The 23,968-nt window shown below is 57.3% G+C and carries 22 protein-coding genes and 2 pseudogenes; 18 read left to right on the forward strand and 6 right to left on the reverse strand.

What is annotated here, in order from left to right; translation table 11 throughout:
- The first annotated feature begins 365 nt into the window (after positions 1 to 365).
- Positions 366 to 2,645 carry an NADP-dependent malic enzyme gene (locus C7476_RS24265; RefSeq protein WP_114432515.1) on the forward strand — a complete coding sequence of 760 codons (2,280 nt, stop codon included), beginning with the start codon at positions 366 to 368 and terminating at the stop codon, positions 2,643 to 2,645.
- 100 nt (positions 2,646 to 2,745) lie between these two features.
- On the opposite strand, the gene C7476_RS27920 is transcribed toward C7476_RS24265, so the two are convergent.
- Positions 2,746 to 3,036, reverse strand: coding sequence for a hypothetical protein (locus C7476_RS27920; RefSeq protein ID WP_147274724.1), 291 nt, complete (start codon positions 3,034 to 3,036; stop codon positions 2,746 to 2,748).
- Here C7476_RS27920 and C7476_RS24270 point away from each other — a divergent pair.
- Positions 2,956 to 3,393: an HAD family hydrolase gene (locus C7476_RS24270; protein WP_245426544.1), complete on the forward strand. Its 438-nt coding sequence runs from the start codon at positions 2,956 to 2,958 to the stop codon at positions 3,391 to 3,393. The two genes, C7476_RS27920 and C7476_RS24270, sit on opposite strands and share 81 nt — an antisense overlap.
- A 395-nt stretch (positions 3,394 to 3,788) precedes the next feature.
- Here the strand turns inward: C7476_RS24270 and C7476_RS24275 are convergent, their stop codons facing one another.
- Entirely contained in the window at positions 3,789 to 4,439 is a 651-nt protein-coding gene (locus C7476_RS24275; RefSeq protein ID WP_147274725.1) for a hypothetical protein, read from the reverse strand.
- A gap of 249 nt (positions 4,440 to 4,688) precedes the next feature.
- Here C7476_RS24275 and C7476_RS29180 point away from each other — a divergent pair, with 249 nt between their 5' ends.
- The 4 genes and pseudogenes from C7476_RS29180 to C7476_RS24300 all read left to right on the forward strand — a co-directional run bounded on the left by C7476_RS29180 (position 4,689) and on the right by C7476_RS24300 (position 8,584).
- Positions 4,689 to 4,823: a hypothetical protein gene (locus tag C7476_RS29180; RefSeq protein ID WP_281032745.1), complete on the forward strand. Its 135-nt coding sequence runs from the start codon at positions 4,689 to 4,691 to the stop codon at positions 4,821 to 4,823.
- 324 nt (positions 4,824 to 5,147) lie between these two features.
- Positions 5,148 to 6,885, forward strand: a pseudogene (locus C7476_RS24285) (SLC13 family permease); the annotation flags it as partial.
- 463 nt (positions 6,886 to 7,348) lie between these two features.
- On the forward strand, positions 7,349 to 7,714 hold the full coding sequence (locus C7476_RS24295; protein ID WP_114432517.1) for an HVO_A0114 family putative DNA-binding protein: 366 nt from the start codon (positions 7,349 to 7,351) through the stop codon (positions 7,712 to 7,714).
- 423 nt (positions 7,715 to 8,137) lie between these two features.
- Positions 8,138 to 8,584 (forward strand): GFA family protein, encoded by a 447-nt coding sequence (locus C7476_RS24300; protein ID WP_114432518.1) that lies wholly within the window; start codon positions 8,138 to 8,140, stop codon positions 8,582 to 8,584.
- Positions 8,585 to 8,865: 281 nt separating this feature from the next.
- Here the strand turns inward: C7476_RS24300 and C7476_RS24305 are convergent, their stop codons facing one another.
- Positions 8,866 to 9,264 carry a winged helix-turn-helix transcriptional regulator gene (locus C7476_RS24305; RefSeq protein WP_245426536.1) on the reverse strand — a complete coding sequence of 133 codons (399 nt, stop codon included), beginning with the start codon at positions 9,262 to 9,264 and terminating at the stop codon, positions 8,866 to 8,868.
- Between the two features lie 227 nt (positions 9,265 to 9,491).
- Between C7476_RS24305 and C7476_RS24310 the strand changes: the two genes are divergently transcribed.
- From C7476_RS24310 to C7476_RS24335, 6 genes are all read left to right on the forward strand, one after another.
- Entirely contained in the window at positions 9,492 to 10,256 is a 765-nt protein-coding gene (locus C7476_RS24310) for an SDR family oxidoreductase (RefSeq protein WP_114432520.1), read from the forward strand.
- Positions 10,257 to 10,323: 67 nt separating this feature from the next.
- The gene (locus tag C7476_RS24315) at positions 10,324 to 11,217 is read left to right on the forward strand and encodes an NAD(P)-dependent oxidoreductase (RefSeq protein WP_114432521.1); all 894 of its coding nucleotides are present in this window, start codon (positions 10,324 to 10,326) and stop codon (positions 11,215 to 11,217) included.
- A gap of 408 nt (positions 11,218 to 11,625) precedes the next feature.
- Positions 11,626 to 12,345: a winged helix-turn-helix transcriptional regulator gene (locus C7476_RS24320; RefSeq protein ID WP_114432522.1), complete on the forward strand. Its 720-nt coding sequence runs from the start codon at positions 11,626 to 11,628 to the stop codon at positions 12,343 to 12,345.
- Positions 12,342 to 12,725, forward strand: coding sequence for a DUF488 domain-containing protein (locus C7476_RS24325; RefSeq protein ID WP_114432523.1), 384 nt, complete (start codon positions 12,342 to 12,344; stop codon positions 12,723 to 12,725). Before C7476_RS24320 ends, C7476_RS24325 begins: the two co-directional genes overlap by 4 nt.
- Before the next feature lie 103 nt (positions 12,726 to 12,828).
- Positions 12,829 to 13,140 carry an EthD family reductase gene (locus tag C7476_RS24330; RefSeq protein WP_181872587.1) on the forward strand — a complete coding sequence of 104 codons (312 nt, stop codon included), beginning with the start codon at positions 12,829 to 12,831 and terminating at the stop codon, positions 13,138 to 13,140.
- A 131-nt stretch (positions 13,141 to 13,271) separates the two neighbouring features.
- Complete coding sequence (locus tag C7476_RS24335; RefSeq protein WP_114432525.1) at positions 13,272 to 14,231, forward strand: PLP-dependent cysteine synthase family protein; 960 nt, start codon at positions 13,272 to 13,274, stop codon at positions 14,229 to 14,231.
- 272 nt (positions 14,232 to 14,503) lie between these two features.
- Here C7476_RS24335 and C7476_RS24340 read toward each other — a convergent pair.
- Positions 14,504 to 14,647: pseudogene (locus C7476_RS24340) on the reverse strand (IS6 family transposase); the annotation flags it as partial.
- A 184-nt stretch (positions 14,648 to 14,831) separates the two neighbouring features.
- Positions 14,832 to 15,710, reverse strand: coding sequence for a GNAT family N-acetyltransferase (locus tag C7476_RS24345; RefSeq protein ID WP_114432526.1), 879 nt, complete (start codon positions 15,708 to 15,710; stop codon positions 14,832 to 14,834).
- 250 nt (positions 15,711 to 15,960) lie between these two features.
- On the opposite strand from C7476_RS24345, the gene argE reads away from it, so the two are divergent.
- The 6 genes from argE to C7476_RS24375 all read left to right on the forward strand — a co-directional run bounded on the left by argE (position 15,961) and on the right by C7476_RS24375 (position 22,547).
- Positions 15,961 to 17,085 (forward strand): acetylornithine deacetylase, encoded by a 1,125-nt coding sequence (gene argE, locus C7476_RS24350; protein ID WP_114432527.1) that lies wholly within the window; start codon positions 15,961 to 15,963, stop codon positions 17,083 to 17,085.
- Positions 17,086 to 17,109: 24 nt separating this feature from the next.
- Positions 17,110 to 18,033 (forward strand): 2-hydroxyacid dehydrogenase, encoded by a 924-nt coding sequence (locus C7476_RS24355; protein ID WP_114432528.1) that lies wholly within the window; start codon positions 17,110 to 17,112, stop codon positions 18,031 to 18,033.
- Between the two features lie 17 nt (positions 18,034 to 18,050).
- Entirely contained in the window at positions 18,051 to 18,407 is a 357-nt protein-coding gene (locus C7476_RS24360; RefSeq protein ID WP_114432529.1) for a cupin domain-containing protein, read from the forward strand.
- 150 nt (positions 18,408 to 18,557) lie between these two features.
- Positions 18,558 to 20,021: an aldehyde dehydrogenase family protein gene (locus C7476_RS24365; protein WP_114432530.1), complete on the forward strand. Its 1,464-nt coding sequence runs from the start codon at positions 18,558 to 18,560 to the stop codon at positions 20,019 to 20,021.
- A gap of 12 nt (positions 20,022 to 20,033) precedes the next feature.
- Positions 20,034 to 21,077 carry a tartrate dehydrogenase gene (locus C7476_RS24370; protein ID WP_114432531.1) on the forward strand — a complete coding sequence of 348 codons (1,044 nt, stop codon included), beginning with the start codon at positions 20,034 to 20,036 and terminating at the stop codon, positions 21,075 to 21,077.
- Between the two features lie 15 nt (positions 21,078 to 21,092).
- On the forward strand, positions 21,093 to 22,547 hold the full coding sequence (locus tag C7476_RS24375; protein ID WP_114432532.1) for an NAD-dependent succinate-semialdehyde dehydrogenase: 1,455 nt from the start codon (positions 21,093 to 21,095) through the stop codon (positions 22,545 to 22,547).
- Positions 22,548 to 22,588: 41 nt separating this feature from the next.
- Here C7476_RS24375 and C7476_RS24380 read toward each other — a convergent pair whose 3' ends face one another.
- The gene (locus C7476_RS24380; protein ID WP_114432533.1) at positions 22,589 to 23,866 is read right to left on the reverse strand and encodes an NAD(P)/FAD-dependent oxidoreductase; all 1,278 of its coding nucleotides are present in this window, start codon (positions 23,864 to 23,866) and stop codon (positions 22,589 to 22,591) included.
- Positions 23,867 to 23,968 lie beyond the last annotated feature (102 nt).

Raw genomic sequence — 23,968 nt, forward strand, 5'->3', positions numbered from 1 at the left:
GGACAATCAAGATCGATGGCACGTACTGATAGTATTGCACAAGCACGCGCGACCTGTAGATAGCAAGAAGTGTCTATGTCTCTTCTGCAATTCCAAAATTCGGCAAAAAATCATGGATTACAGGTTCCAATCGCGCCGAGGCTTCAACGACATTGGCAGCTGTGGAATCAAGCAAAGGCGCGGCGGGAGCAGTCGAGATAGAATTGCGCCGCGGGTCAGCGGTCCGGTCCAGAATGATGCCGACTGTTGGCGCCGCACCAAACAAGAAGGCGCGCCGGTAGACGGCAGACAACGAGCCGCCGCTGACGCTTTAATTCGAGACAGGAAGCACTCATGAAAGTATTGTCGTGAGGCACAACAGGAGTATGACTGCCTTGTCACAAGATCCGAAAGCAAGCCTTCGCACAGCAGCGTTGGACTTCCACCAATTTCCCAAGCCGGGTAAGCTTGAGATCACGCCAAGCAAGCCATTGGCCAACGCGCGCGACCTCGCACTAGCCTATTCGCCTGGAGTTGCAGCACCATGCGAGGAAATCGCTGTTGATCCGGAGAAGGCCTACTCCTATACGTCCAAGGGCAATCTTGTGGCCGTCATTTCCAATGGCACGGCGGTACTGGGTCTAGGTAATATCGGGGCGTTGGCCAGCAAGCCAGTCATGGAAGGCAAGGCCGTTCTCTTCAAGAAATTCGCCGGGATCGATAGCATCGATATCGAGGTGAATGAGAGCGACCCCAAGAAATTCATAGAGATAGTTGCGCCGCTGGAGCCCAGCTTCGGGGGAATTAATCTTGAAGACATCAAGGCTCCGGACTGCTTCTATATTGAAGAAAGCCTGAGGGAGCGGATGAATATTCCCGTGTTCCACGATGATCAGCACGGCACGGCTATCATTGTTGCTGCAGCTGTTCTCAACGCCATGAAGCTTGTTGGAAAAAATATCGCCGATGTGAAGATCTGCACATCGGGCGCGGGTGCCGCGGCGATAGCATGCATGAATATGCTGTTGACGGTAGGTGCACGGCGGGAGAACATCTACCTGGCCGACCGGCAGGGCCTTGTTACCAAAAAGCGCGCAAATTCCGTGGACCCTTGGCGCGGCGCGTTTGCTCAGGACATACACGCCACCGAACTAGCAGAAGTCATGGCCGGGGCCGACATCTATGTTGGATTGTCGTCAGCCGGCGCTCTGAAACCTGAAATGATCCGTCAGATGGCGCGTGATCCCTTGATCCTGGCATTGTCGAACCCGATACCGGAAATCATGCCGGAACTGGCAATCGCCGAACGGCCCGATGCAATGATCTGTACGGGAAGATCCGACTATCCCAATCAGGTCAACAACGTCTTGTGTTTCCCTTTTATCTTTCGCGGTGCCTTGGATGCAGGCGCGACAACCATAAACGATGAGATGAAGCGGGCAGCGGCTTACGCTATTGCGCAATTGGCTCACGAACCGGTTCTCGAATCCCTTGGAGCTGAGGCGTCGGCTATTTTCGGGAGTGGCTATCTCATTCCGTCCCCGTTTGATCAGCGTCTGATTTTGCGAATTGCTCCAGCGGTTGCACAAGCCGCCATGGACAGCGGTGTATCACGCCGTCCGATCCAGGACATGCGCGCCTATCAGGACAGCCTGAAACGTTTCGTCTTCCGTTCGGGACTGGTTATGAAACCAATGATTGAGAGGGCCCAGGGACAAGGAAAACGAATTGCCTTTGCGGACGGGGAGGATGAGCGTGTGTTGCGCGCCACCCAGGTGATACTGGAGGAGGCCATCGGCCGCCCTATTCTCATTGGCCGACCCTCCGTCATCGAACAACGGATAGAACGTTTCGGCCTTACGATTAAATCCGATCGTGATTTCGACATCATCAACCCTGAAGACGATCCGCGGTATCGCGACTATGTCAGCCTCTTTCACAATTTGGTCGGACGCAAGGGCGTATCGCTCGACACAGCCCGTACGCTTGTGCGCACCAATACCACCGTGATCGGAGCATTGGCTGTCCATCGTGGAGAGGCTGATGCTCTGATATGCGGATTGCAGGGAAGCTTCATCAAACATGCGCGTGATATTCGCTCGATCATCGGGCTGGCCGATGATTCAGCACAGCTGTCCGCGCTGTCGATGTTGATCATGTCCAAGGGCGTGTTTTTCCTTGCTGACACCTACATGAACATCGACCCAAGTGCCGAAGAGATCGTCCAGATCGCCTTGCAGGCCCGCGATCATCTCAAACGCTTCAAGATCGACGCCAAGGCGGCGCTGCTGAGCTATTCCAATTTCGGCTCGCGTGACGGGGCGTCCCCGGAAAAAATGCGCGCGGTCTATTCGCTGCTGAAGCAAGCCGCGCCCGACCTGCTTGTTGAGGGCGAAATGCAGGGAGACCTTGCGATCAACGGTGTGTTGCGCGAGCGTCACTTGTCTCAGACGGCCTTTCAGGGCGAGGCAAACCTGTTGATCTTTCCGTCGCTGGAAGCTGCGAACGTCTCGATGACTTTGCTCGCGGAACTGAACAATGCACTTGCGGTAGGACCCATACTGATGGGAACCAAGCGCCCGGCACACATTCTTGCTCCATCGGTAACCAGCCGGGGCATCGTGAATATGTCGGCAATTGCAGCAGCCGAAGCTCTGGCAGTCTGACAAGTTTAATTGAATGCTGCGGGGAGTGGTAGGTAGCAGCGGCTCCCTAATTTCCGGTTTTTCTCTCGGAAAGGGACCCACGATTGGGAAGAGGCCCCACTCATTCCCACAGCACCGGAACGAGTGAAAGCACGAGCAGTCCCGCCATCGCCCAATTGAACACGGCGCGCGCTCGCGGCGTGGCGATGAAACGCCCGATAGCCGTGCCGAACCCCGTCCAGACGACGCACGACAGCAGGCAGACGACGGCAAGCACACCGGAGATCAGCGAAGTCTGCCACAGGCCTGCGTCTTTGATGCCTACGGTACGCTGCTCGACTTTAATTCTGCCGCCAGGCGCACCAAGGACACCCTTGGTGAAAACGCAGATGCTTTGTCCAGTCTCTGGCACAAAAAGCAGCTTGAGTACACGTGGCTGCGGTCGCTGATGGGAGCCTATGCGCCATTTTGGCAATTCACGGGCGAAGCTCTGGACTATGCCATGGATACGCTTGCCATCGCCGACGATGAACTGCGTCAGCGACTGATGCAGCTCTACCTGACGCTCGACCCGACGTCTTCCTCGATGCTGTTTTGTCGGTTGATGAAGTCCAAATCTATAAGCACCACCCGTCCGTCTACCAGCTTGCTGTTGACAGGCTCGGCGTCGCCAAGGAGCCTTTCAGTCATCGAACTCCTGGGATGCCGTTGGCGCTTCGCGTTTCGGATACAAGGTCGCGTGGTGCAATCGCTACGATCAGCGGTTTGATCGCCTGCCGGCAGCGCCGGACGCTGTCATCAAGAGTTTAGCTGATCTGCCGCCCCTCATTGGCATAGTGTGAGCACAGATTTCTGCCGACGTTTACACACCTTTATCACCTTGTGAGCTCTTTCTTCATCCGTAGGAAGTGGAGGCTGAGCCAGTTGAGCGGGCAGCCGTCAATCTCCTCAAATCCTGCAGCCGATAGTGGCTCGCGCAGGCCATGAAGATCGAAGCGGCGATGCGGACGCAGACAAGTCGAGATCGCCGGCATAATCAATCAGCAGCAGCCGTCCCAACGGCTTTACCGTCCGCGGGAACCGAATTGCCCGTTCAACAGGCCAAGACGGGATCAATACTCGTTGTCGCGCTTGTTCATCACCGACACGCGCCGAGATCGCGTGCTATTGGGGCATCATTGTCTTAATACACCGTCGGAATGACCGGACTGCTTCATCCGATCTTTGACGCTGGCCGGAATCTGAAACGGATTTGACGTCGAGTTCTAAAGGAAGTCGGATGTCCTGATCTCCCCCATCGCGGTTAAATGCGATGGTAATTTTACCCCTTCCTATTCCATTCATGATGATCCCGAACGATGGATGAAATTGAAACAGCGATACCAGGGCACCGGGTGTGTCAGAAGGTACAGTCGAAATGAGACTGGATAAATTTGTTTGAAAGTCCTGACCGACGAGATAAGCCCGGGATGGCGCAGACGGTTTCAGCACAAAAGACGACTTTGATGAGTCTATGTCAAAGACGACGACCTTGAGGTCGATGCCGAAGTTGTTATTTGCTCTCCTTACACCAACATTGCCCGAGACCCCGATGTAGCCTCCCTGACGATAGATCAAATCCTGAGCAACAGCAGTAAACATAAAATGACAACCGGTCACGCTAGCGCTGCTCATCTCCGTTTCGGCATCAACACTCATAGTTCCAGCCATGGCTGAAAGCGATTGTCTTGCACGCTCGGAATTTTGGGCATTCGAACCAGTGATCGATAGCCAGAGCAGAATTGGTACTGCGGCCGCCGCGAGTTTCAAGTTCAACGACAACATGTTTTCCCGATGCCCATGTTAGGCAGCCCGCCGACATCGTCAGCGGATTGGCAAATCACCATCAACCTGGTCCAATATTTTGCCCATTGAACCCGCCGCAAATTTACGACGATTTGAAGCATCGTGCAAAAAGAGCATTGTAGGTTACAAAGCTCGCGCTATGTCCGCGTGCTCGTCATGGTTGTTGGCGTACCGCTCGCATTGGGTTCGTACTGAGGCCTATTGTTCTTGGTGCTTAATGTGCCGATCCTGATATTGCGCATCCTTGACGAAGAAAAGATCCTGCAACAGGAGCTGGAAGGCTATTCGGACTATACAGGAAAGTACGATACAGGCTTGTACCCGGTCTGTGGTGAGCGAGCCTACCTCGCATAGGATTGGGTCATATGTGGCACCACGGAACACGATGCAATTCGTCAATAGGGATTGTGGCGGCAAATTAACCCCGGCGCAGGAGCGGATGCCCGGCGATCCGGTGCGATCGGCAATAAAATTCAGCAGCGGCACTTTGAAATGACTATCCTTGGGCGCGCAATTTCGGACAAAGCGCTGGGGCGATAATTGTAGCAAAAAAACCGTTGTGGCCCTCATATAACGCCAGCCTGCCTTTTGCCGCCTGAGATGCTATAGCCTTCAGCGAAATTCATTAAGTGGAAAACGTTCCTGCTTAGCCGGGATTTCGTGGGAAACGGGAGACCGATGACAACACAGCAATTTTTGGCGTTCACGGTGATCGGTTTGATGATGGCCGCATTCGTATGGGGGCGGGTCCGCTACGATATTGTGGCGATGTGTTCCCTGCTCGGGGCCATTGCTCTTGGAGTCGTTCCTTTTCAGGCCGCATTCAGTGGGTTCAGCGACGAGATCGTCATCATCGTCGGCAGTGCACTTGTTGTCAGTGCCGGGGTGGCGCGTTCCGGTCTTGTGGAGGCGGCGGTGCAGCGCTTCGTGCCACAACTGTCATCGGTGAGGGCCCAGCTTGCCGTGCTTGTGATCGTTGTGACGGTATTGTCGGCTTTCGTGAAAAATATCGGCGCGCTGGCGATCATGATTCCCGTTGCCTTCCAGTTCGCGCGGCGGTCGAATGTGTCGGCGTCCGTGTTCCTCATGCCCATGGCATTTGGCGCCCTTATTGGCGGACTGATGACGCAAGTTGGCACCTCGCCGAACATCGTAGTTTCCCGTGTGCGCGCCGAGATGGTGGGTCAGAGTTTCTCCATGTTTGATTTCACCCCTGTCGGTGCAACGCTTGTCGTCACCGGGATCATTTATCTGGTGTTGTTTTACCGGTTGGTTCCGAACGCATGCGCGAAACGGTCTCCGCCGACGAAGCGATAGAGATTCGCAATTATGTCTCCGAGGCGGCGGTAGCGAAGGGCTCGGCTGCAGTTGGCAAGACAGTGATGGATCTCGTGCAGCCAGCGGAGGGCGGGGCGATGGTGACGTCGATCGTTCGCGCCGAGCACCGGGTTACGCCGCTTCCCGATTCGGTGTTGGCCGAAGGTGACGTGCTGGTGCTTGAGGGCAATCCTCATGCGCTAGACGCCATCGTCACTACCGGAAAGCTAAGACTGTCAAGTGACCGATCGCCCTTGGACAAGGAAAGGTCGGCCGAGATCGAAGCCATCGAAGCGGTCATCGGCGAACATTCGCCGTTGATCGATATGTCAGCACAGCGACTTGCCATGTTCGATCGCTACAACGTCAATCTGCTTGCCGTTAGCCGCCATGGTGAAAGGCTCAAGGAGCGCTTGGGTGAGATCACGTTCCGGTTCGGCGATGTCATCGTGCTGCAAGGGCAAAGCCGTGTATTGCCAACGCTGTTGCGCGAGTTCGGTTGCCTGCCTCTGGCGAAGCGCACGATCATGCTGGGCAGCGTCAGGGACTTATCCCACTGTTCATTTTGTTTGCGGCCATCGGAGCCACCGCGCTTGGTCTGCTACCCATCTCCATTGCTTTTTTGCCGGCGCGGTTGCGATGGTTGTGTTCCGCGCCATTCCGCTCGGCGAGGTTTATACGGCAATCGATGGTCCGATACTGATCATGCTTGCCACTCTTATACCTGTCAGCGACGCCCTGAGGACTACAGGAGGCACCGACCTGATCGCGCAGGGGCTCACCCACATCGCGCATCAATTGCCGCCCTTCGGGGCGCTGACCCTCATCCTTGTGGCAGCGATGGCAGTCACGCCATTCCTTAACAATGCCGCGACGGTGCTGGTAATGGCACCGATTTGCCACGAGTTTTGCGGGCACGCTCGGCTTCCGGCCAGAGGCGTTTCTGATGGCCGTCGCCATCGGCGCGGGTTGCGACTTCCTGACACCGATCGGACACCAGTGCAACACACTGGTCATGGGACCGGGCGGCTATAGGTTCAGCGACTATCCCCGGCTGGGCTTGCCGTTATCGGTGATCATCGTGCTGACGGCAGGGCCGGCACATTGCGATGCCGTCAGGGAGGGCGGCAACCATCCCATCTCCTATGGACTGCCATTGGATATTGAACTTGCCGCAGTTATCACTAAATGATAACAGGGTGGCATGAGTGCGCGTGACACGAGTCTCGATACCCTGCTCGATCTGGACGGCCAAACAATGTTTGTTGGCCAGACGTATTGGGTCAAGTTCGCCGTCAAAGCAGTCACGGTCACGCCGCAACGGCCGCACGGGTTGCGCTATTCATTGACGTTACACGGACCAGGTGGGGAGCGGCTGGTAGGCTTTGACAATGCTCACGCGATGTCAGCGGGGAGTGGGCAAGCCGCAAGTCGACGCAAAAGTACGACCATAAGCACCGTTTCCGGACATTGAGGCCGTATGAGTACAGTGACGCTGCCACATTGCTGGAAGACTTCTGGAGCGAAGTGGATGGCATTTTGAAAGAGGTAGGAGTGATCAAATGACGAAGACGCTTCATGTTGGTATCGCAAGCTATGAGACGATGAAGAGCCGGACCATGGCGATTGCTCGAGGGCAACTTAAGCCGAAAAAAGACGATCCCAAAGTATGGTTCACGTCCATCGAAAGCTTCGCAAAGGTTTTATCCGATCGAAATCGGGCCCTCCTTGAGATGATCGTTAAAGAAAAGCCAGCATCGATTGCGGAGTTGGAAACCATGTCGGGACGAGCAAAATCAAATCTAAGCCGAACATTACGAACGATGCAGCGATACGGTTTGGTTGAGTTGGAAAAGGGAGAGGGCGGCAAGCTTATCCCCCACGTCAATTACGACCGTATTGCATTGGAGATGCCTGCATACTCCTGATGTTGCGAAAATCATAGCGCTTCCGATGCTCGATAGGACCATTTGAATGCGGGCATTTCGTTCCATTTCGACAACGTCAAAGAAGAGCTCGTGGCTCGGATCACATTGAATATATTTGCGTACGAGCGACCCCGGTGGCTTGAACTTCCCGGGATCAACGCTCTAATGCAATTTTGTGGATTGTAGAACTTCAGCACCAGTCCAAATCGGCAAAAATCCGCTGCTTATCGGCATTTTCAAGGAAGGGTTTCTCGGCAAGCTTCTGATTGAACAAGACGTGCGGGTACCGTTCGATCCTGATCAATCGTCCTTTGTTGAGGAGTTCCCCACTATAGTGCGCTACATTTCCGATCGTTTCGCCGCCTGCTGCCCATCGGTGGACTTGGCGTCATAGCGCGGTTGAAGCTCGAGGGTTGATATAAAATGAATGCATCAAAGCATGTAGGTACTTGTCGCTGCGGTCGGCTTCGGGCCGAATGCGAGGGCGAGCCGGTGCGAGTTTCGGTCTGCCATTGCCTCGACTGTCAGAAGCGGAGCGGGAGCGCCTTCGCGGCGCAGGCGCGTTGGCCCGATCAAAAGGTTCGGGTGATCGGCGAAGCACAGACCTGGACGCGCGTGGCCGACAGCGGACATCGGGCAACTTATCGCTTCTGTCCGAATTGCGGTTCGACAGTCGCTTATGTGATTGAAGGCTGGCCTGGTGTCACGGCGGTGCCGCTCGGTGCGTTCGCCGATCCGCAGTTCCCGGCGCCGAAATTCTCCGTCTACGAACATCGGAAGCACAGTTGGACAGCCGTGTTAGGCGACGACGTAGAACACTCCTCAACACCGACCACCAAGCGTGCGCCTGGAAGCAAGCTGAGTGAATGAAGCCTGAACATGAACAAGGCGGGAGGATATAAGCGGCGTGTTGCGAAGGATCGAAGCAACGAGGGTTCAGTACTCTGATATTTCAGCCGTCGTTTCGCATCAGCTTCCGAGAGTATTCGGAGCCTGCCAAAACCACTACGATCGTTCGCTCAATTGCACTGTGGCGGGTCCTGCAAAAAACCGCGCCTCTGAATTTGCCGCTCCGGCCTCAATACATTGAAACGGCGATATAAATCCGCTTCGCTTCATCCGCGGAGCAGAAGTTTCATCCACATCCGGCGCTACCCTCGCGCTGCGCCTTCCGCCGCGGTTCGGGGCGCCGCCCGCGCCGCTCCGGCCTTCGCCCCTTCCGTCCGCTCCTGGTGTTTTTTGCCCCAGTCCGCCAGCGGGGCGAGCGCCAGGTCGAGCTCGGCGCCTTCCGGCGTAGCCGAATATTCGACGCGCGGCGGCACCTGGTGAAACACCTCACGGTGGATGATGCCGTCCGCCTCCATCTCGCGCAGGTGCTGGATCAGCATCTTTTCGCTGATCTCCGGTTGCAGCCTTTTCAGTTCGCCGAAGCGGCAGGGCTGCGCCTGGTGGATCTGCCAGAGCAAAAGTGCCTTCCACTTGCCGCCGATCACCGCGAGCGCGGGACCTAATCCGCAACTGTCCGGCAGTTTTCTTTGGTTTTTTTCCAAGGAACTCTCCAATTCTGAGGATTTGGTAGGTACCTTACTTTTTTGTCTGTACTTGTGCAATCGAAAGTATCTGCCTAGCTTCGGGCAAGGACGCCGGAGCATGCGGGCAGAAGGCCAGCGGCAAGGCTTCCACCGGGACAGTTTTTCGTGCGGCAAAAAAAGCGGCCGCTCCCGGCAGTTTCAAACCGACAGACCGCGGCGCCCTTCGCGCCGGGATAAGGAAAATCATGAGCAGATTTCAGGGCAAGAAGGCCGTTGTCATCGGTGGCACCCATGGAATGGGACTGGCGGTGGCGCAGGCGTTGATCGACGGCGACGCCGAGGTCCTGATCACGGGGCGCAATGAAAAGAACCTTGCGGACGCCCGTCAGGCGCTTGGCGGCAGCGTCCATGCGGTCCGGTCCGATATCGCCAGCATGGGCGACATCGCCGTGCTCAGCGTGGAAGTGGGGCAGAAGCTCGGCGAGATCGATTTCCTGCACGTCAACGCCGGCGTGTCGGAGCTGGAACCGTTCGACCAGGTCACTGAAGCGTCCTACGACCGCCAGTTCGACATCAACACCAGGGGCGCCTTTTTCACCACCCAGCGCCTCATTCCGCTGATCAAGGAGGGCGGTGCGATCGTCTTCACCTCGTCGATCGCCGAGGATTCCGGCATCGCGGGCATGGCGGTGTATTCCGCCAGCAAGGCGGCGCTGCGCGCCTTCGGCAAGGTGCTGGCATCGGAACTCCTGCCGCGAAAAATCCGCGTCAACGTGGTGAGCCCCGGCTTCATCGACACGCCGACCATGGGCGTGGCCGGCGCCTCGGTGGAAGAGCGCGCCGCCTTCATGAAGGTCGGCGACGAGGTGACGCCGATGAAGCGCCACGGCACGCCGGAGGAGGTGGCGCGCGCCGTTTTGTTCCTCGCCTTCGACGCCACCTTCACCACCGGCGAGCGGATCAAGGTCGACGGCGGCCTCGGCCAGGATCTGTCGCTGGCCATGGGGTGAATAGGAACGTCGCACGCATAGCTCGCCGCGTAACTTCACAATCGAACCGAAAAAGAAAGGAAAACAAATGTCCGACATATCCGTCATCGGTCTTGGCGCCATGGGCTCGGCCCTAGCCGGGGCGCTCCTGAAAAGCGGCCTTAGCGTCACTCTGTGGAACCGTTCGCCGGCCAAGGCTGAGGCGCTCGTAGCCAAGGGCGCTGTCGCCGCCGCGAGCGTCAAGGATGCCGTCGAGGCGAGCAAACTGGTGGTCGCCTGCCTGCTGGTCTACGATACCGTGTATGAGGCGTTCGAGCCGGCAAAGGATGCGCTTGCCGGCCGCACGCTGGTCAACCTCACCAACGGCACGCCGGCGCAGGCGCGCGAGATGGCACAATGGGCAGCCACCCGGGGCGCCGACTACCTCGACGGCGGCATCATGGCGGTTCCGCCGATGATCGGCCAAGCCGAGGCGCTGATCCTCTACAGCGGTGCGCACGCGGCGTTCGCGGCGCACGGGAAAACGCTCGGCGCGCTGGGGGCGGCCAGATATCTCGGCGACGACGCCGGGCTGGCACCGTTGCACGACATTGCCCTGCTCACGGCCATGTACGGCCTGTTCTCGGGTGTCACGCATGCCTTCGCGCTGACCGGATCGGAAAAGGTGCCGGCGGAAAAATTCCTGCCGATGCTGACCAACTGGCTCGGGGCGGTCATGACATGGCTGCCCGACATGGCACGGCGCATCGACAGCAGCGACTACCGCAGTGATGTCGTCTCGAACCTCGAGATGCAGGCGGCGGCCTTCGACAACTTTATCGCGGCCAGCGAGGGCCAGAGTGTCAGCCCCGAACTGATTGCGCCGATGCTCCAGCTCATAAAAAAAGCCGTCGCATCGGGCTATGGCGATGCCGACCAGGCGAGCCTGGTCGAGATGCTCAGGACTAGGCCGCACGCCGAGAGGCAGCGGGCGGCGGGCTGAGGGCGCGCGATCCAGCGCCTGCATCATGTGGGCCTCTATTTCCTGCCGCAACCTGGCGCGTTCCACCGCGTCGGCGGTCACGAGATAGAGATCGACGAGCGTATCAAGGGTACGCTCAGGAAATGCAGGCGGGCAATCGGAACAATCCAGCCCACGTCCCGGCAGGGACATCTCGGCGCACCACGGATGCGGTGCAAATGGTCAATGGTCATGACGATATATTGCTGTGAATGGCGGCTCCCTTGAGGCGTTGGAACGGCTGTCCGCTCTTGAGCATACTGTGCATGATGACAAGCTTTCTAGCCACCGTGATCGTTGCGCGCTTGAACATCTAGCTGGCGGACGCATCACGGTCCGGTCCGGAATCCGGACCTGCAAAAATCAAACTGGCCATGCTAATGTTGCGGCATGGCAGGTCATGGTCAGTTCTGTTCGGTGGCGCGCTCCCAAGAGGTTCTTGGCGGCCGGTGGACCATGCTCATCGTGCGCGAACTGCTTTGCGGGAGCCGGCGCTTCAACGACATCCGCCGGGGCATCCCCCGCATTTCCCGCACGATGCTCTCGGAGCGACTCCAAGAGCTGGTGCTCACAGGCGCGGTGCATCGCTCCGATGGACAACATGGGCCAGAATACGCGCTCACCACCGCGGGAATGGAGCTCGCGCCTCTGGTCGGCGCCCTGGCAGAATGGGGGCAAAAATGGCTCGCAAGACATCCCGAGGACGAGGATCTCGACCTGGAGCCGGTGCTCATCGACATGGAACGGCGCGTCTGCCTGAAAGAACTGCCCAAGGATCCGCTGGTGGTGCGGTTTGACATTCACGGGCAACAGCCCCGCTTCTTGCTTCTAAAGCAGTCGGAGACGGCGCTGTGCGGTCAGAACCCGGGCTTTCCCGAGCCACTACGGGTTGTCGGACCGCTCCATGCCCTCGTGGCGTGGTGGCGAGGCGATATCGGTTTCGGGGAAGCGCGCCGCATCGGCCTGGTGGTCGAAGGGCAAAGAGCCTTAGCGCGTGCATTCCCGCGATGGTTCGAACGATATCAGTTTGCCCATGTCGAACCGGCTGGCGATATGCATCAACCCCGCCGGCGTACCTCAGACGCCATCGCGGGAACCGGATCGTCATGAGCGTCCGGATCGTCAGCCTCGACGATCTCCGCCTGCCTGAAGAAGGTGTGCGGATTGGAGCCGTGCGCCGCCCATCGCGCGGCGTCCGCAAGGAACGGTATGCGGCGGATGACTGGTTCGACGTCTGGTATCCCGACTTGGCGCCTAGCAACGAGTTGATGTCGCAAGGCAATGCTGCCTCGACGGACGGCGAGTGGGCCGCTTTCGTCAAGGTCCGCGCCGAAATGAGCGAGCCCATGGCACGGCGCTCGCTCGATCTTCTCTCCGCGCTCTCGCATGGCAGCCGTTTCTCGATCGGCTGCTACTGTGAGGACGAATCCCGCTGCCACCGCTCGGTGCTTCGCGAACTTCTGAGTGATCGAAGAGCATCGATTGGCTGAATGCGCGCCGACGCGCCCTGGATGCGGTCCAGATTTCGTACCCCCGCTGCTTCGACCGGCCAGTAAACTCTCCTCAGTTCCCTTGTGCCGACAGGAGAGAGTCGTGGCTGCCCATCTGATTGTGCTTTATCCGAAACCCAAAGATGCCGCCGAATTCGACCGCGCGTATCGCGACGAGCATCTGCCTTACGCCGGGCCGAGGCTCGAGGGCGCCTCAGGCGTCGTCACCAAGCGCGTCGTCGGCCCGGCCTTCGCACCACCGCCTTACCATCTCATCTCGGACGTCACCTTCCCGACGATCGAGGCGTTGAAGGCCTGCGCCGGATCGGCCGGAGGCAAGGAAGCCCTGACGCACGCCGCGTCGATCAGTTCCGGCGGCCAACCCATGCTCATCGCCGCCGTCGATGACGAATAGACGACACCGAACGTGCCGGATCGCGGTCGGAAAGTTCAGGCAGACATGAAGCGACTCCTCACCAAGCCATCGCACCAGCGATCCGCCGTGGCGACGACGCTTTCATCCGTCATCTGCGAAGGGGCCCAGTCATGACCAGACCGCGAAGCAATATCCTCGGGTGCATCGGCAACACCTCGCTAATAGCTTTGCGCAATGTCGTGCCAAGCAACGGCGTGCGAATACTGATGAAGCTGGAAAGCGAAAACCCGACCGGCAGCATCAAGGATCGGCAGGCGCTTGCCATGATCGAGGCGCCTGAGGCGGACGGCCGCCTCCCGCCGGGCGGCGCGGTCGTGGAATATACCGGGGGCAGCACCGGCGTGTCGCTCTCGCTGATCTGCGCCGTCAAAGGCCATCTGCTGCATATTGTGAGCTCCGACGCCTTCTCCCGGGAGAAGCTCGATCACATGCGGATCCTGGGCGCCAGACTCCAGATCGTGCGGAGCGAGTCCGGACGCATGACCGAGAAGCTGACCCGCGACATGATCGAAGCCGCGCGCATTGTCGCTGAGGAAACAGGAGCCTTCTGGACCGATCAGTTGAACAATGAAGACCAGTTGGCGGCCTATCGCCAACTGGCCGAGGAAATCTGGCTGCAAACGGAAGGGCAGATCGACGCCTTCGTCCAGAGCGTAGGATCGGCAGGCTCCATCCGAGGTGTCGCTGAAACCCTTCGCGGGCACGATGCAAAGATTCAGATCATCGCGGTGGAGCCTGCCGAATCCGCCGTGCTCTCAGGCGGCCCGACCGGCGCACACAAGATCGACGGCGTCGGAGCGGGCTTTGTCGTGCCGCTCTGGCGGGCGGGCATCGCCGACGACATTGAGCCGGTATCGACACTAGCGGCCACGACCATGGCGCTTCGGCTCGCCCGGGAGGAGGGCCTGTTTGCCGGGACGTCGACCGGCGCCAATGTCGTGGCGGCGCTTCGGCTTGCCGAACGCCTGGAGCCACCGGCCACGATCGTCACCGTGATGTGCGACGCCGGGATGAAGTATCTCAAGACCTACGGAAGTCAGTTTGATGATGGAGGCGGCCTCCGCAATTGATGAAGCGCGGCCCGTTCGCTCAAAGATCATCCCTCTGCGCCAGGAGTCAGGTATGCAAACCCACCATGATCAAACCGACAAACGCCGAATGCGTCTCTCCGGTGGGCTAGTCACAAAGGCGGCAAGCGGGCTATAGCGGCCCGCTTGCTACTGTTGCGTCACATGGACCATGAGGACTTCGATACGCTTGTCTAAGAAACCTGAGACGCGTTTGACGGTTACAGCACGACGTGCCCTGGTTCGATGATGAACAGGTCATTCATTTTCTGGGCGATGCCTTCAGAGCGCGCTGCCAGCATATGCTCGACCATGCGCAAGCTGAGCGGAAACCGAAAATAGAGCCAAACGGCATGGGCAATCACTTCCGCTGGAAACCGGTGGCGACGATAGAATGGATCACGTGCAAATCTGGTCATCACCCCAGATCCCACATTTTCATCGATGCTCTGTTAACGTTACGGTGCCTATGCGACCGATCTAGCTCAGGTGAGCGACTGGCACATTACCGAGCCGATGATATTGCCGCTATTGTTGCTATGGTTCCAACTCTTGGATTTGAGGAGCGGCGTTACAGCCTTCATGACGTCGCCTCGTAAAGCCTCAGCCCCATCCATGTGCTGCCAGTCCGTAAACCCATGGCTCGCCGGGCTTCCGATTCAGGAACTTTTTCCCCTTCGACATCGTCGTGACCGTATCGAAAACGCCGAGCCTGCATTGCGCGAGGAAGTCTGCAAAAGCGCCGTCTTTCTCACGGGTGTCGACGCGTGCAAATTCCCCCTTGAGATGTTGAAAATGAACCGCGGTCAGATTGATTGCGTCTTGATCGCTGGCGGCGACAACTGGACCAATAACCTTGCCGCGACCGAACTCACGGCAGCAGGAGTACCCAACAAGTTGACCATTGCGTCTCAGTCCGTAAATTGTGGCTTTTTCAGTGATCAGAGCGAGCAGACTGGTGCGATCGGTCCCGAATGCCTGACAATCCAGGCTCGCGATGGCGCCTAATTCTTCTGATGGCATGGCGACCAGTTCTCCGCTCAGGGGAGGAGTGGCCGGCAGTGTCAGGGCGACGTCGCCCTGACACTGATACACGGTTGCTTCGTTCAAAAAGCCGAGCGAAACGTACAGACTGTAGGCAGCGTTGGTGGCGTTGAGGCTAAGGTTTCTGCCGGCGCAGCGCCCCAGAACCTGATCCATGAGCCAGCGGCCGTTGCCCTGTGCCTGCGTGCGCGGAGAAGTAATCACCATGCCAATAGTGGCGAAATCTACTCCGTGCGGAAACCACATTGCCGTTCCGAAAACCCGTCCGATGCCATCGACGGCAACAAGGCCCTGTCCGCTCTGCAACAGCATTTCCCAGTCATTGGGACGGTGCGGCCAGCCAACACCCAGCGATAGGGCATGAAGGAAGCTGATATCCACCTCTGCGATATCACGCGCAACCAGTTCAAACGATTTCAGTCGCACTGAATTTTGCATTTCAGCTTATCCGCTTTCTTCACCCCGTAACCGAGCCTGGGGCATGCAGTTTGTTATCCTGTCGATGAATGCCATCACGTTATAGGCATATTTTGTGCATCATCGCACGGCAATGCCGGCACGTATTGCTTCTGGGCAGGGCGAATTCGCAATCTTTGTTTGAAGCTTAGCATTATTCGGCACGGAATACGTCTCAAGGCAATTATGCTGATAACCGTTCGAAACTCTGCTCTCTCACGGCGTGACGTATATGAAGGTCGAAGAAATTCTGGCAATGCTGATACGGTTTCCCTCGGTTGTGGGCAAACCGAATGATGCGATCGTCGACTGGATCAGCACCTACGGGCAAGCTGCTGGCGCGAAAGCAACTGTGCTGCCGGGACCGGAGGGCGACAGAGCCAATCTATTCATAACTGCCGGGCCGCATAATGTGCCCGGCTATATTCTTTCAGGTCACATGGACGTTGTGCCGGCCGGCGAGGCAGGGTGGAAAACGGATCCCTTCCAACTCCGACAGGATGGAAAGAGGCTTTGCGGTCGCGGAACGACCGATATGAAGGGCTTCCTAGCCTGCGCATTGGCTGCTTTGCCAAAACTTGCCGCCAGCAATCTGCAACGTCCTGTACACCTTGCTTTTTCCTATGATGAAGAGGCTGGTTGCCGTGGGGTACCGCATTTGCTTGCAGCTTTACCCGATTTGTGCGCGAAGCCCTTGGGGGCAATCATCGGTGAGCCGAGCCGGATGCAAGCTGTACGTGCGCATAAGGGAAAAGCAGCAGCAAGGCTTGAAGTGGTGGGGCACTCAGGACATTCGTCTCGGCCCGATCTGGGATTGAATGCGGTTCATGCCATGGCGAACGTCATCGCACAGGCGGTGGTCTACGGCCGGTCTCTGGAGCAGGGCCCCTTTGATGACAGTTTCGAGCCGCCCTATTCGTCCTTACAGTTTGGTGTCGTTTCTGGTGGTCAGGCCGTCAATATCATCCCTGATCGATGTACTGCCGATATCGAAGTGCGTGCCATTTCCGGTGTCTCGCCAAGGCTGTTGCTGAAAGAGGTAAAAGAGCAGCTGTTCGCCTTGAGAGAGCGAGGTTATGAGGTGGTTTGGCACGAATTGAGCGCGTATCCGGCATTATCGCTGCCGCGGGACGCCAAGCTTGCAACGCTTTTGGTCGAACTCACCGGAAAGGAAACGCTTCCTGCCGTGAGTTATGGCACCGAAGCTGGGCTTTATCAGCAGGCTGGCATCGAAGCCATCATCTGTGGCCCCGGGGATATCAGCCGTGCGCATCGCCCAAATGAATACATCGAGATCGATGAACTCAACGCGTGCCAGAAAATGATCGAAGATCTCGGCGCACGCCTTGCAGCATGATACTCAAGCAGACGGCAACTTTCGATGGCATTTCTCTTCAATTCCGATGCAGCACGCGGTGCCGTCTTTCGCAGGGCTTTTGCGCGTGGGCTTCCAGATCTCCAGTTCTTTCAAGCTGGCGAAGATGTTGATCCTGACAAGATACGCTATTTGATTAGCTGGGTGACGCCCGATGACATCGCGCGCTATCGCAATCTGGAAATACTCTTTTCTATCGGCGCGGGGGTTGATCAGTTCAAGCTCGCCAGCGTGCCGGAGCATGTGAAGCTCGTGCGCATGATGGAAGACAACATCATCCGCATGATGCAGGAATATGTGGCTCTTGGCGTGTTGACACTTCATCGCGAGGCGATTGCCTATCGCGAACATCAGAAGAACGAGGAATGGCGAGCGCTTGCTGTTCCTCACGCAACTGCGCGGCGTGTCGGATTTCTTGGACTTGGGATGCTGGCGCAGGCGGCAATAGAACGTCTCAAGCCGTTTCAGTTTCCCCTTACTGGCTGGAGCCGCAGGCGGAAGGAGATTGAGGCCGTCGGATGCTTTTATGGTGAAGACCAGTTCGTCAGCTTCCTGGAGCAGACGGATATTCTCATTTGTCTTCTGCCGCTTACGGATGAAACGCGGGGCATACTCAATGCCCCCTTGTTTGCCCATTTGCCCAGCGGCGCCCGACTCTTGCACGTCGGTCGCGGGCCACAGCTCGATCAGGCGGCACTCATAGAGGCGTTGGATAGCGGCCATCTGGCTGGCGCGATGTTGGATGTAACTGACCCCGAACCGCTTCCGGCAGGACACCCGCTTTGGCTGCATCCCAAGGTACTTATCACGCCGCATATCGCTTCAGTAACCCAACCGGAGACGGCTGCAAAATTCGTCATCGACAATATCCAGCGTCATCGCGCAGGAAAAAAACTGATCGGCCTGATCGACCGAACGCTAGGCTATTAACGCAAGAGGCAAATGACATGTCACTCCTGACTACCATCGACACAAATCCAAGCTTTGCACCAAAAGAGGCGCTGCCGACCCCGGAACGGCTTATCTCAGGCAACCCAGCTTTCAAGACATGGGCGCTGGACGCCTCGAAGGGTGAAAAGGTCTTGACAGGCATCTGGGAAGCAACACCGGGGGAAACGCACTCCATCAAGGGCGCAACCTTTGAGTTCTGTCATATCCTATCCGGTCTTGTTGAGATCGAGGAAAAAGACGGCGAAACAAACACATATCGCGCTGGCGACAGCTTTGTGATGAAACCTGGTTTCGTGGGCATCTGGCGCACCATTGAAACCGTCCGCAAGATATACGTCTGCGTTTACGAATAGGCTATCGGCATCGATGGCGGTGCCGGTCCAGAATAATCCGCTGCATATAACCCGCCTGACGCGATTCAAAGCCGTCAGGCGGTCTACTCTCAACGAAAAATGCGGTGCGTCCAGCACTATCGTTAAGTGGACAATAGTGTGAGGTGCTCCATGACATTAAGCTTTGATCCGCAAACGCTTCAGCTTCCATTTTATCACTTCATTGGCGGGCAGCGCGTGGATTCAGCAGGAAGCATCGAAATGCGCAGACCTTCTGACGGAAAGGCCTATGGCGATTGCCCTGTTGCCGACAGTGGGCTGGTTGACCAAGCGGTGCAGGCCGCAAAAACAGCATTAAGATCGAGTGGCTGGGCTAATGTGCGCCCGCGCGAGCGGCTCAATGCAATGCACCGCTGGGCCGATCTTATTGAGCGGGAGGCATTTACTCTGGCCCGCCTCGAGGCCGTTTCCTCAACCCGTCCGATTGCGCAGCTCATTGAAGGCGATATTGCCTCTACTGCTGAGCAGATACGTTTTTTCGCTGAATTTGCCGATAAGGAAGGGAGTAGTGTCGTTCCCACGAGCGCCGGCAATTTTGGCATGACGTTGAGCGAACCTTACGGCATCATTGGTGCCATCACCCCGTGGAATTTCCCAATATCCATGGCCGGTTGGAAACTCGGGCCGGCACTAGCTGCAGGCAATGCCGTTGTTCTGAAGCCGTCTGAAATTACGCCTTTCTCCACTCTCTACATGGCTGAACTGGCCGAAAAGGCCGGTATCCCGGCGGGGCTGATCAATATCGTCCTTGGAGACGGACCAACGACTGGCAACGCCATCACCGGCCACCCGGATATTTCCAAAGTGAGCTTCACCGGCTCCACTGCGGCTGGTGCCGCGATAATGGAAAATATTGCCCGCACTGGCATCAAGCCTATGACGCTTGAACTCGGGGGCAAGAGCCCTCAGGTCGTGTTCAGCGATGCCGATCTTGACCTGGCAGCATCAGCCATCGCGCTTGGGATTCTGTCCAATGCCGGACAGGTCTGCGTGGCCGGTTCGCGCCTCATCGTGGCAGAAGACATCGCGGAAGCCTTGAGCGAAGCTATCGCGCGACACATGGCGAACATCAAGCCGGGGATGACGTGGGACGAGAACACCCAGTACTCACCCATCATCTCCGAGCGGCAACTCTACCGTATTGATAAAATCGTGAAGAAGGCTGTGAGCCTCGGCGCGGAGTGTGTTGTCGGTGGTAGTTCGATGAATGGAGATGGTTATTTCTATGAGCCAACACTGCTGCGCGGCGTTGGCAAAAATTCACCGGCTGTAACCGAGGAAATTTTTGGGCCCGTGCTGACTATCCAGACCTTCAAGGAAGAAGAGGAGGCCCTCGCGCTTGCCGATCATCCGACGTATGGACTGGCTGCAGGACTTTTCACGCGCGACCTGTCGCGGGCGATTCGAGTGACGAAAACGATGCAGGCGGGCACGGTCTGGGTGAACCGTTATGGCCGCTCGCGCGACCATATTCTGCCAACCGGCGGCTACAAGAGCTCGGGCATCGGCAAGGACCTTGGCCGGGAAGCCTATCTGGCGAACCGAAGATCAAAAAGCGTGCTCATAGAACTTTAAAGGGAACTCATCGTGAAAAGCTACTCTATCGCCTTGATTCCGGGAGACGGCATTGGCAAGAGTGTTACAGATGCGGCACTGCAGGTCTTGATGGCTGTTGCCAAGCGCAGGGGCTTTGACCTTGAGGGCACTCGTTTCCCGTGGTCCTGCGCTTACTATCATGAAACCGGCGTTATGATGCCAGCGGATGCTATCGAAACCCTGCGCAAATTCGATGCAATTTATCTAGGCGCTGTGGGCTGGCCTGCGGAAGTACCAGATTCAGTATCCCTGCACGGTTTGCTGCTGCCCATCCGCAAGGCCTTTGTGCAATATGCCAATATACGACCGCATAGGCTTCTGCCCGGTGTAACGGGGCCGCTGCGCTCCGACGTTTTTGATATCCTCTGCATCCGTGAAAATACCGAAGGCGAATATTCAGGAGCTGGCGGGCGCGTGCATTCCGGCACCAAAGATGAAGTCGCGGTTGAGACTGCAATTTTCACGCGGACCGGCGTCGAGCGCATCATACGCTACGGCTTCGAGCAAGCCCGCGCACGCCGTAACAAGCTTGCCTCGGTAACGAAGTCAAACGCACAGAAATATTCCATGGTTTTTTGGGATGAGGTCACGCGGGACGTTGCCAAGGAATATCCCGATGTGGAGATTTCGCATTACCATATCGATGCCATGGCGGCGCGCATGGTGATGGCACCCGAAAGCCTTGACGTTATCGTTGCCTCAAACCTGTTTGGCGACATACTCACCGATCTTGGTGCGGCTATTCAGGGCGGATTAGGTTATGCCGCTTCGGCCAATATCAATCCGGACCGCAGTGCACCTTCCATGTTCGAACCGGTTCATGGTTCGGCGCCTGATATTGCTCATTTAAGCATTGCCAATCCGATTGCGGCGATCTGGTCTGGTGCGATGATGCTCGACCATCTTGGCGAACATCAAGCGTCAAAAGACGTGATGGCGGCAATCGAGGCAGCAACCATGCGGGGTATCGGAACGATCGCAGGCAAGGACAAAACGGACGCGATCACGCAGGCCGTTCTTTCGGCTCTCGCCTAACGAAAAGAGGAAAACATGCACGCATTAAAGGATCCGGCTCTTTTCAGGCAACAGGGCTTTATCGCCGGTGTCTGGCAGGATGCAGCCACAGGAGCGGTCGTTGATGTCACCAATCCGGCAAGCCTCGGCACGCTGGGCACCGTCCCCGATATGGGAGTCGAGGAAACGCGCGCGGCAATTGATGCGGCGGCGAGAGCTTTCAAGAGCTGGAAAAAGAAGACAAGCGCAGAGCGCGCAGCCCTTCTTGAGCGCTGGTTTGCCCTCATGGGCGAGCACGAGCAGGATCTGGCACTCCTGCTGACATTGGAGCAAGGCAAACCCGTTGGCGAAGCTCTGGGTGAAATCCGCTACGGTGCTTCGTTCGCCAAATGGTTTGCCGAAGAAGCACGCCGTATTGACGGCGGCACCATACCTTCGCCTTCGTCGGACCGCCGCATCCTTGTTCTCAAAGAAGCGGTAGGCGTGTGCGCAATCATCACGCCATGGAATTTTCCGAATGCGATGATCACGCGCAAAGTCGCACCCGCCCTTGCAGCAGGTTGCACGGTTGTTATCAAGCCGTCGGAATTCACGCCTTTTTCCGCACTGGCACTGGGGGTTCTTGCCGAACGGGCAGGGATTCCGGCTGGCGTTATCAACATCGTGACCGGCATGCCGACAGAAATCGGCAAGGAGCTTATGACAAACGAGACAGTGCGCAAGATCTCCTTCACCGGCTCGACCCGCGTTGGCTCGCTGCTGATGAAAGGCGCTGCCGACAGCATCAAACGGCTCAGCCTTGAACTGGGCGGCAATGCGCCGTTCATTGTCTTTGACGATGCCGATTTGGGTCAGGCAGTTGAAGGCGCGATTGCATCGAAATTCCGTAATGGCGGTCAGACCTGTGTCTGCTCCAACCGTATTCTGGTGCAGTCCGGAATTTATGACGCATTTGCGGCCAGACTTGCCAGCCGCGTTTCTGCGATGAAAGTCGGCGCAGGAACCGAGGAGGGCGTCGTGATTGGCCCGATGATCAACCACGCGGCTATCGAAAAGATCGAGCGCCACGTGAGCGATGCTTTGGACCGCGGCGCCAAAATCCTCGCACAAAGCAAAAAAATGCCGGAAGGCCGTCAGTATGTCCGTCCGATTGTTCTTGGTGATGCAACAACCGACATGCTGCTTGCTTCCGAAGAAACCTTTGGGCCGGTGGCCCCGCTTTTCCGCTTTGAAACGGAAGAAGAGGCTATCGAACTTGCCAATGGCACGCCGTTCGGCCTTGCCGCCTATTTCTATACTGAGAATCTGAAGAGATCCTGGCGGATTACCGAGGCACTGGACTTTGGTATGGTTGGTCTGAACACCGGCCTGATATCAACGGAAGTTGCTCCCTTTGGCGGTGTCAAGCAGTCAGGCCTTGGCCGCGAAGGATCGAGGCTCGGCATTGATGAGTACCTGGAAGTCAAAACGCTGCATGTTGGTGGATTGTGAACAGTGAAGTGCGCGGTTTAACCGGCCTCTCATTTTTCGGATTATTGAATCGTATCAAGCATCTTGTAGTAAAGCCCGACCAGCGGCAGGAACCAGGGCTTGCCGGAATAGCCTGGAATAGCCGGCCATTCGAGATCGGCAACCGGATTGCGGTCGCCGCGCCCCAGGATGGCGTCGGCCAGATGGATGCCCATCTGCGTCGATATCTGGGCACCGTGACCGGAATAGCCCATTGCATACCACACGCCATCGGCGAAGCCCGCACGCGGATAGCGGTCCTGCGTCATATCCACGAGACCGCCCCAGCAATAATCGATTTCGACATCGGCGAGATGCGGAAAAATCCTGACGAGATTTGCGCGTAGGATTGCGCCGCTTCTGGCATCGGAACGCTGGTCGGATGTCGTTGAAAAGCGGGCACGGCCACCAAAGATCACGCGGTTGTCCGGCGCCAGCCGGAAGTAGTTGCCGATATTCATCGACGTCACATAGGTGCGGTTGCCCGGCAGGGTGGCAGCGCTTTCGCTTTCCGTCAGTGGCCGCGTCGCAATGATAAAGCTGCCGACAGGGATGATGCGTTTGCGAAAATAGGGAAAACTATCAGTGGTATAGGCGCCTGTTGCAAGGATAATATCGTCAGCCGTAGTCGTGCCGCTTGATGTTATGAGTTGATTAAGACCATTGACGTTCCTGCGTTCGATCACGGGTGTGTTTTCAAAGATCGCCGCGCCTTGGCGTACTGCTGCTGTCGCAAGTCCGGTAACGTAGCGGCCCATATGCATCATGGCGCTTTTCCTGGAAAGCATCGCACCATAGAAGTCGCTGGACCCGACTTCGCCTGCAAGCTCATCGCGGCGCAGTAAAACTGTGTCAGGATCGATTTCCGCGTGAATGGCCTCGAAATTGCGTGCCAGACCATCGAAATGGGCTGGTTTGGACGCAAGCTTCAACTTGCCCGCACGTCGGAAGGAGCAGTCGATATTCTCCTCCCGTACAATCCGTTCGATCGTATCGATCGAGTCGTCAAAAGCCTTGTAGAGTGTCTTGGCGCGCTCTGCGCCAAGGTGCTGTTTTGCCGCAATGAAGCTGTGGGCGAGGCCATTGTTGAGATGACCGCCATTGCGCCCCGATGCACCGGAACCGACGAGAGATGCTTCGAAGACCGCGACGCGCGCGCCACCCTTGGCAAGGTGCAACGCAGCAGAAAGTCCGGTGAAGCCCCCGCCGATGATGGCGATGTCGTAGTGTCCTTCCGGGGACCGCTGCTCCGCTTGTGTAAAAGGCGATGTAGTATCGTGCCAATAGGGCTTGAATTGCATTTTGCCTCGCGATGATAGCGCATTCCGAAACTGGGAACCGGTAGAAATAAATGCGCGCAAATACGAATTGTTGGAGCGCCATCTAATAAATCAGATCGAACC

The organism is Phyllobacterium bourgognense, from assembly GCF_003337575.1.
GTDB lineage: Bacteria > Pseudomonadota > Alphaproteobacteria > Rhizobiales > Rhizobiaceae > Phyllobacterium > Phyllobacterium bourgognense.

What these genes read in the sequence shown, in the direction of transcription:
- C7476_RS24300 (WP_114432518.1), top strand. Translation starts at nt 8,138, where the DNA reads ATGAATGCATCAAAGCATGTAGGTACTTGTCGCTGCGGTCGGCTTCGG.
- C7476_RS24355 (WP_114432528.1), top strand. Translation starts at nt 17,110, where the DNA reads ATGGCATTTCTCTTCAATTCCGATGCAGCACGCGGTGCCGTCTTTCGC.
- C7476_RS24360 (WP_114432529.1), top strand. Translation starts at nt 18,051, where the DNA reads ATGTCACTCCTGACTACCATCGACACAAATCCAAGCTTTGCACCAAAA.
- C7476_RS24315 (WP_114432521.1), top strand. Translation starts at nt 10,324, where the DNA reads ATGTCCGACATATCCGTCATCGGTCTTGGCGCCATGGGCTCGGCCCTA.
- C7476_RS24265 (WP_114432515.1), top strand. Translation starts at nt 366, where the DNA reads ATGACTGCCTTGTCACAAGATCCGAAAGCAAGCCTTCGCACAGCAGCG.
- C7476_RS24375 (WP_114432532.1), top strand. Translation starts at nt 21,093, where the DNA reads ATGCACGCATTAAAGGATCCGGCTCTTTTCAGGCAACAGGGCTTTATC.
- C7476_RS24310 (WP_114432520.1), top strand. Translation starts at nt 9,492, where the DNA reads ATGAGCAGATTTCAGGGCAAGAAGGCCGTTGTCATCGGTGGCACCCAT.
- C7476_RS24380 (WP_114432533.1), bottom strand. Translation starts at nt 23,866, where the DNA reads ATGCAATTCAAGCCCTATTGGCACGATACTACATCGCCTTTTACACAA.
- C7476_RS24365 (WP_114432530.1), top strand. Translation starts at nt 18,558, where the DNA reads ATGACATTAAGCTTTGATCCGCAAACGCTTCAGCTTCCATTTTATCAC.
- C7476_RS24335 (WP_114432525.1), top strand. Translation starts at nt 13,272, where the DNA reads ATGACCAGACCGCGAAGCAATATCCTCGGGTGCATCGGCAACACCTCG.
- C7476_RS24325 (WP_114432523.1), top strand. Translation starts at nt 12,342, where the DNA reads ATGAGCGTCCGGATCGTCAGCCTCGACGATCTCCGCCTGCCTGAAGAA.
- C7476_RS24320 (WP_114432522.1), top strand. Translation starts at nt 11,626, where the DNA reads ATGGCAGGTCATGGTCAGTTCTGTTCGGTGGCGCGCTCCCAAGAGGTT.
- C7476_RS24345 (WP_114432526.1), bottom strand. Translation starts at nt 15,710, where the DNA reads ATGCAAAATTCAGTGCGACTGAAATCGTTTGAACTGGTTGCGCGTGAT.
- argE (WP_114432527.1), top strand. Translation starts at nt 15,961, where the DNA reads ATGAAGGTCGAAGAAATTCTGGCAATGCTGATACGGTTTCCCTCGGTT.
- C7476_RS24295 (WP_114432517.1), top strand. Translation starts at nt 7,349, where the DNA reads ATGACGAAGACGCTTCATGTTGGTATCGCAAGCTATGAGACGATGAAG.